Consider the following 6683-nt stretch of genomic DNA (forward strand, 5'->3'; position numbering starts at 1 on the left):
GTAAAGGATGGCCGTGCTGTCCGTTTGGTGCAGGGCGAACTTGATGCTGAGACGGCCTATGGCTCACCCCTTGATGCGGCGCTAGATTTTCAATCATCTGGCGCTGAATGGATACACCTTGTTGATCTCGATGCAGCCTTCGGCCGTGGAGAAAATAGCGCGCTTTTATCCGAAGTAGTTGGTCGCCTCGACATCAAGGTCGAACTCTCGGGTGGAATTCGCGATGATGCATCGCTCGAACGCGCACTTGCCACTGGCTGTCGACGCGTCAACCTTGGAACGGCTGCACTTGAAAATCCTGAATGGACTTCGCGGGTGATTGCCCAATATGGCGATCGTATTGCAGTAGGACTTGATGTGCGCGGACATGTTCTAGCCGCACGTGGATGGACAGAAGAGGGCGGAGATCTTTTCGAGACGATTCGACGCCTCGAGCGCGATGGCTGTTCTCGTTACGTCGTTACCGATGTCACTAAAGATGGAACACTCAAAGGCCCTAACCTCGAACTTCTGAAAGAAGTATGCGCAGCGACGTCAAAACCAGTAATTGCCAGCGGTGGAATCTCATCACTTGATGACATCGCAGCGCTCTCTTCACTTCGTTCTATCGGAGTCGAAGGCGCAATCGTGGGCAAGGCGCTCTATGCGGGCGCGTTTACTCTTGAACAAGCTCTGGAGCTGACAAAGAAGTGACACTCTCTGTTCGAATTATCCCTTGCCTCGACGTCACAGATGGTCGAGTTGTCAAAGGCGTTAACTTCACAAATCTGGTTGATGCTGGCGATCCCGTTGAGATGGCATCTCTCTATAACGCAGAGGGTGCAGACGAACTCACTTTCCTTGATATTTCTGCCAGTGTTGCAGGTCGCGAGACAACCCTGGATGTCGTTCGCAAGACTGCAGAGCAAGTCTTTATTCCACTGACTGTTGGTGGCGGAATTCGTGCGGTCCAGGATGTTGATTGCTTGCTCCGCGCCGGTGCAGATAAAGTTTCCATCAACACAGCAGCTATAGCGCGACCAGAGCTCATTGCAGAGATCGCCGATCGTTTTGGTTCTCAAGTACTCGTTCTCTCTGTCGATGCGCGTCGCGCCAATACTGACTCTGGTTTTGAAGTGACAACTCATGGTGGGCGCCAGAGCGCAGGAGTCGATGCTCTTACTTGGGTTGAAAAAGCATGTGCACTGGGTGTTGGAGAAATCCTCCTCAACTCAATGGATGCTGATGGAACTCGTGCAGGCTATGACCTCGGAATGATTAAAGCTGTGCGCGCCGTCTCAACAGTCCCTCTCATTGCCAGCGGCGGTGCGGGAAGCCAAGAAGATTTCGCCGCAGCTCTCGATGCAGGGGCAGATGCTCTCCTTGCAGCTTCAATATTCCACTTTGGAGTCCACCGTATTGGAGATATAAAGAGTTATCTCGATCGCTGCGGCTATCCAGTGCGCAAGGTTTCACGCCGCTAAGGCAGAATAACGCTATGACAATCGAGCTATCGGCTGACGTAACAGCGCTTCTCAAAGCAGGACTCGATCTCATTCCTGCCATCGCCCAAGATGCCACAAGCGGCGAAGTCTTGATGATGGCCTTTATGAACCACGAATCGCTTGCAATTACCATCAATACAGGACGCGCCACATATTGGTCTCGCTCTCGCAATGAACTGTGGGAGAAAGGTGCGACTTCAGGCCACACTCAAAAAGTTCTCTCCATTGCAGTTGATTGTGATGGCGACACCCTTTTGCTTCAAGTTGAACAAACTGGAGCTGCTTGTCACACAGGAGACCGCACTTGTTTCCATCGAAAGCTAGAGCTCTAAAGAAATGTTGCTCGAAGAATTTCGTGAGCACGCTCGAAACAACAACGTTATTCCGGTCTATCGACGCGTCTTAGCAGATGGTGAAACTCCGCTTGGGATTTATAAGAAGCTTGCGAAAAATAATCCTGGAACTTTTCTCCTTGAATCAGCTGAACATGGAGGCGCGTGGTCACGTTACTCATTTATTGGAGTCCGTAGCCAAACAACATTGACAGAGCTCGATGGAAAAGCCGAATGGCTTGGAACCCCGCCGGCCGGAGTTCCGCGCGGAATGGAACCACTTCAAGCACTTAAAGAATCTGTTGCACATTTAAAGACTCCTGTTATTGCAGGCCTTCCACCTCTGACAGGTGGACTCGTCGGCTATATGGGCTATGACGCAGTGAGACGCTTAGAAACATTGCCAACTGTGGCAGAGGATGATCTTCACCTTCCAGAGATTGCATTTATGCTGACGAGTGATCTTGCAGTGATGGATCACAGCAACGGAATAGTCACACTCATTGCAAATGCAATCAATTGGGATGGCTCTGATAATCGTATTGATGAGGCTTACGCGGAATCTCAAGGGCGACTAGATCGCATGTATGCCGATCTCCAGAGCTCACTTGCAGGGGACGTCAGCGAGATTCCTGAATTCACTCCACCTTCTTTTGAGCGCAATATCAGCGCGGAAGAATTTCTTGCAAAAGTTGAAATTGCCAAGGAAGAGATTCGTGCTGGTGAAGCTTTTCAAATTGTTATTTCTCAACGTTTTTCGACAACTGTCAGCGCTGATGCGCTAGATGTATATCGCGCACTTCGCCTCAACAATCCAAGCCCATATATGTACCTATTCCGCTTCGAAAGTGGGTTTGAAGTCGTGGGGTCTAGTCCGGAGGCACTTGTAAAGGTGACTGGGCGTGAAGTAATGGTTCATCCCATTGCCGGCACACGTAAACGTTCATCTTCACTGGAAGAAGATGTTCGCCTCGGCGAAGAGCTACTTGCAGATCCGAAAGAACGCGCAGAGCACTTGATGTTGGTCGATCTAGGTCGCAATGATGTGGGCCGAGTTTGTACGCCAGGTTCTGTTGAAGTAATCGATTTCATGCATATCGAGCGTTACTCCCATGTGATGCATATTGTCTCCACCGTCGTTGGCGAACTCTCAGAAAGCGCCGAACCCATTGATGCGCTCTTCTCTGTCTTTCCAGCAGGAACACTCTCTGGCGCACCTAAGCCACGAGCAATGGAAATCATCGAGCGCCTCGAACCTAACCGGCGGGGTCTCTACGGCGGCGCGATTGGTTACTTCGATTTCACCGGCAATATCGATACTTGTATCGCTATTCGAACAGCGCTTATTAAAGATGGCAAGGCATATGTGCAAGCAGGTGCAGGCGTAGTTGCTGATTCAGATCCAGAATCTGAAAACCAAGAGACCCTTAATAAGGCAGCAGCCGTACTGACTGCCATCAACACAGCGAATGCGATGCGTGGCTAGGAATGTGGAAGCTCAATATCTCACTCGTGCTTGTTGCAATCGCTGCAATTTCTATAAGCCGACGCATGAGACTTTCTGGTAAGTATGAGCGCAATGATAAGAAGGTTCACGAGATTTCTGATTGGAAAGCTCTTGATCGAGGCATCGATCCCACCGATAAGGGTGATAAGCGATGAGTGTTCTCGACTCAATCATTGAGGGGGTCCGAGAGGATCTCGCAGCGCGCAGATTGCCGCTCTCTCAACTGCAAGAACAGCTCTCCATTGCGCCAGCTGTGATTGATGCCCATCCACGTTTACTGGCGCAGCCAATGACGGTGATTGCTGAAGTTAAGAGATCGTCTCCGAGCAAAGGCTCGCTTGCCACCATCGCCGATCCGCGCGATCTCGCAGCGCAATATCAAGAGGCAGGAGCGGCAGTTGTCAGCGTTCTAACAGAGAAGCGACGCTTTGGTGGTTCCCTTGAAGATCTCATCGCTGTACGTTCTGAGATTCAGATTCCAATTTTGCGTAAAGATTTTATGGTCGATGAGTACCAATTTCTTGAGGCACGAGCAGCTGGAGCAGATGTAGTTCTGCTGATTGTCGCAGCGCTCTCAAAGAATCAGTTGAAAGATTATTACGACCTCGCAACAGAACTCGGTATGGCTGTATTAGTTGAAACTCACACTCATCAAGAGATTGAAGATGCGATGGCGATTGAACCGCGCATCGTTGGTGTTAATGCACGCAATCTCAAGACTCTCGATATAGATCTCAGCGCTTTCACTTCTCTCATCCCAGAGATTCCAGCTGACATTATTCGAGTAGCCGAATCCGGAATCTCGCAGCGCGCCGAAGTTGAAATTGCTCAGAGCGCTGGCGCACATGCAATCTTGGTAGGCGAGACGCTGGTGAAATCCGGCGATCCGCGCACTGCGATCGACCATTTATTAGGACGCGCTCTCTAGCGCAACTACAGGTAGCCTTCCTCCATGAGCTCACTCGATGAATCAGAGATTCTTGGACATTTTGGCCCATATGGAGGCCGCTTCGTCCCTGAGGCACTTATCGGTGCCTTAGAGGAACTCGATGCTGCGCATCAAGCAGCGATGCTGGATCCTCAATTTCAAAATGAGTTAGCCGAACTTCATCGTACCTACACAGGTCGCCCCTCAATTCTTACCGAGGCAAAGCGATTTGCAGAACATGCCGGGGGAGCGCGCATTCTTCTCAAGCGAGAAGACCTCAATCACACTGGTAGCCATAAGATCAATAACGTTTTGGGGCAAGCGCTTCTGACGAAGAAGATGGGCAAGAAGCGCATCATCGCTGAAACAGGCGCGGGCCAACATGGTGTGGCATCTGCGACTGCTGCAGCACTTATGGGTCTCGAGTGTGTGGTCTACATGGGTGAAGAAGATACAAAACGTCAGGCTCTCAATGTTGCCCGTATGAAGATGTTGGGTGCAGAAGTCATTCCTGTTACATCAGGTTCACGCACTCTTAAAGATGCCATCAATGAAGCGATGCGCGATTGGGTGACTAATGTTGAGGATACGCATTACCTTCTGGGAACCGTTGCTGGTCCACACCCATTCCCAACAATGGTGCGCGACTTCCATAAAATCATCGGCGAGGAAGCCCGCGAGCAAGTTTTACAACTCGTGGGTCGCTTGCCTGATGCAGTACTTGCCTGCGTAGGTGGTGGTTCAAATGCAATTGGAATCTTCCACCGATTCATCACCGATACAGATGTGCGATTGATTGGTCTTGAAGCTGGCGGGGATGGGGTCGATACCGGCCGCCATGCTGCGACGATTACCGGCGGATCACCTGGCGTACTTCACGGAACGCGTTCTTATGTATTGCAGGATGCAAATGGCCAGACCGTTGAATCACATTCAATCTCCGCAGGGCTTGATTATCCAGGCGTCGGTCCAGAGCATGCCTATCTTCACGACATTGGTCGCGCTGAATACCGTGCGATCACCGATACGGAAGCGATGGATGCCTTCTCACTTCTCTGCAAAACCGAAGGAATCATTCCTGCCATCGAATCTTCGCATGCTCTTGCAGGTGCGATAAAAGTCGGAAAAGAACTCGGTCCAGATGCCATTCTTCTCATCAACCTTTCAGGTCGCGGAGATAAAGATGTTCACACGGCTGCGCAGTACTTTGGAATTGCATTGGACGGTCAGTAATGACAACTCCACTCGATCAGCTCTTCGTCAAGACTCGTGCTGAAAAACGTGCAGCGCTCATCGCGTACATTCCAGCTGGCTTCCCAACAATCAAAGATTGCCATCGAGTCATTCAGGCATTTGTTGCTGGGGGAGTCGATGCGATTGAAATTGGTTTTCCTTATAGCGATCCCGTGATGGATGGTCCAACCATTCAAGCTGCGGCGGTAACTGCTCTCAACAATGGCACAACTGCTCATGATGTCTTCGATGCTCTAGAAGTTTCTACCACAGCAGGCGTACCTTCATTGGTGATGACTTACTGGAATCCCATCGAAAAGTTTGGGGTCGAGAAGTTTGCTCATGAAATTGCAGTCCGAGGTGGCTCAGGGGTTATTCATCCCGATATCACCATTGAAGAATCTGGCTCATGGCTTGCGGCAGCAGATAAAGAAGGAATTAATCCGATTTACGTGGTTGCGCTCAGTACTTCCGATGAACGTCTGGAAAAGGTGACCTCCAAGTGCGGTGGTTTTGTCTATGCAGCGAGCCTCATGGGAGTCACTGGGGCGCGAGCATCGATCTCAAGTGGCGCAGAAGGACTTGTTTCCCGCATCCGAACAACGACTGATCTGCCAGTAGCAGTTGGCCTTGGCGTTTCTACTCGCGAGCAAGCTAGGGGAGTAGCTGAATATGCAGACGGAGTCATCGTCGGTTCAGCTTTTGTGAAAGCAATTCTCGATGCGCCCACCTTTGAAGAAGGACTCATGAAAGTCACAGAATTGGCGCGCGAGCTCGCACTCGGCGTCCGTGGCCAGTAACCCATATATTTACCCCGTCAATATTTACCCGTCATGGAGATCGAAAGAGAGCAGTAAATGTCACAGAAGAACGCACCGAAGCCAGGAAAAGATAACTTCACACGGTACCTCGTTATTGCGGTCGTCGTTGCAGTTGTTGCCATCATGGTTGTGCCAACAGTTCTCTCCAAGAACAAGAGCGTCTCTCAAGCGATTCCATCAACGGTCAGCGAAGCCGATGGTTACGCAATCACCTTCAATGCAGAAGATAAGAGCCTTCCAGTTGTGGATATCTACGAAGATTTCCACTGCCTTCTTCTCAGTCACCAATGAGTTGATGTACTTGCCGTTGAGGCTCTCGAATTGCTGACAGATTGGGCATTGGAAATCTTCATAGATGTCTACGACTGGAAGGTTCTT

9 protein-coding genes are annotated in these 6683 nt (G+C 50.4%); all 9 read left to right on the plus strand.

The genetic code is table 11. The features are described 5' to 3' along the window. A partial coding sequence (priA, locus tag ACKOVI_RS06475) for a bifunctional 1-(5-phosphoribosyl)-5-((5-phosphoribosylamino)methylideneamino)imidazole-4-carboxamide isomerase/phosphoribosylanthranilate isomerase PriA (protein WP_509603265.1) occupies positions 1-693 on the plus strand: 693 nt, incomplete at its 5' end. Then, positions 690-1463 carry an imidazole glycerol phosphate synthase subunit HisF gene (hisF, locus tag ACKOVI_RS06480; protein ID WP_509603266.1) on the plus strand — a complete coding sequence of 258 codons (774 nt, stop codon included), beginning with the start codon at positions 690-692 and terminating at the stop codon, positions 1461-1463. The genes priA and hisF, both read left to right, overlap by 4 nt. A 14-nt stretch (positions 1464-1477) precedes the next feature. Then, complete coding sequence (gene hisI / locus ACKOVI_RS06485; protein ID WP_509603267.1) at positions 1478-1816, plus strand: phosphoribosyl-AMP cyclohydrolase; 339 nt, start codon at positions 1478-1480, stop codon at positions 1814-1816. 4 nt (positions 1817-1820) lie between these two features. Next, positions 1821-3302: an anthranilate synthase component I gene (locus tag ACKOVI_RS06490; protein ID WP_509603268.1), complete on the plus strand. Its 1482-nt coding sequence runs from the start codon at positions 1821-1823 to the stop codon at positions 3300-3302. Between the two features lie 2 nt (positions 3303-3304). Next, positions 3305-3478, plus strand: a complete 174-nt coding sequence (locus tag ACKOVI_RS06495) for a hypothetical protein (protein ID WP_509603269.1) — start codon at positions 3305-3307, stop codon at positions 3476-3478. Then, positions 3475-4251, plus strand: coding sequence for an indole-3-glycerol phosphate synthase TrpC (trpC, locus tag ACKOVI_RS06500; RefSeq protein ID WP_509603270.1), 777 nt, complete (start codon positions 3475-3477; stop codon positions 4249-4251). Before ACKOVI_RS06495 ends, trpC begins: the two co-directional genes overlap by 4 nt. Before the next feature lie 24 nt (positions 4252-4275). Next, the gene (gene trpB, locus ACKOVI_RS06505; protein ID WP_509603271.1) at positions 4276-5484 is read left to right on the plus strand and encodes a tryptophan synthase subunit beta; all 1209 of its coding nucleotides are present in this window, start codon (positions 4276-4278) and stop codon (positions 5482-5484) included. Then, a complete protein-coding gene (gene trpA / locus ACKOVI_RS06510) occupies positions 5484-6284 on the plus strand; it encodes a tryptophan synthase subunit alpha (RefSeq protein WP_509603272.1) in 801 nt (266 codons plus the stop codon). The genes trpB and trpA overlap by 1 nt, the downstream gene beginning before the upstream one ends. A 57-nt stretch (positions 6285-6341) precedes the next feature. After that, complete coding sequence (locus tag ACKOVI_RS06515; RefSeq protein WP_509603273.1) at positions 6342-6596, plus strand: hypothetical protein; 255 nt, start codon at positions 6342-6344, stop codon at positions 6594-6596. Positions 6597-6683: the final 87 nt, after the last annotated feature.

The sequence above is a fragment of the Candidatus Planktophila sp. genome (assembly GCF_046070465.1).
GTDB lineage: Bacteria > Actinomycetota > Actinomycetes > Nanopelagicales > Nanopelagicaceae > Planktophila.

Bases quoted from the DNA above. Each gene is read 5' to 3' on its own strand.
- hisI (WP_509603267.1), top strand. From the start codon at position 1,478: ATGACAATCGAGCTATCGGCTGACGTAACAGCGCTTCTCAAAGCAGGA.
- ACKOVI_RS06490 (WP_509603268.1), top strand. From the start codon at position 1,821: ATGTTGCTCGAAGAATTTCGTGAGCACGCTCGAAACAACAACGTTATT.
- ACKOVI_RS06495 (WP_509603269.1), top strand. From the start codon at position 3,305: ATGTGGAAGCTCAATATCTCACTCGTGCTTGTTGCAATCGCTGCAATT.
- trpC (WP_509603270.1), top strand. From the start codon at position 3,475: ATGAGTGTTCTCGACTCAATCATTGAGGGGGTCCGAGAGGATCTCGCA.
- trpB (WP_509603271.1), top strand. From the start codon at position 4,276: ATGAGCTCACTCGATGAATCAGAGATTCTTGGACATTTTGGCCCATAT.
- trpA (WP_509603272.1), top strand. From the start codon at position 5,484: ATGACAACTCCACTCGATCAGCTCTTCGTCAAGACTCGTGCTGAAAAA.
- ACKOVI_RS06515 (WP_509603273.1), top strand. From the start codon at position 6,342: ATGTCACAGAAGAACGCACCGAAGCCAGGAAAAGATAACTTCACACGG.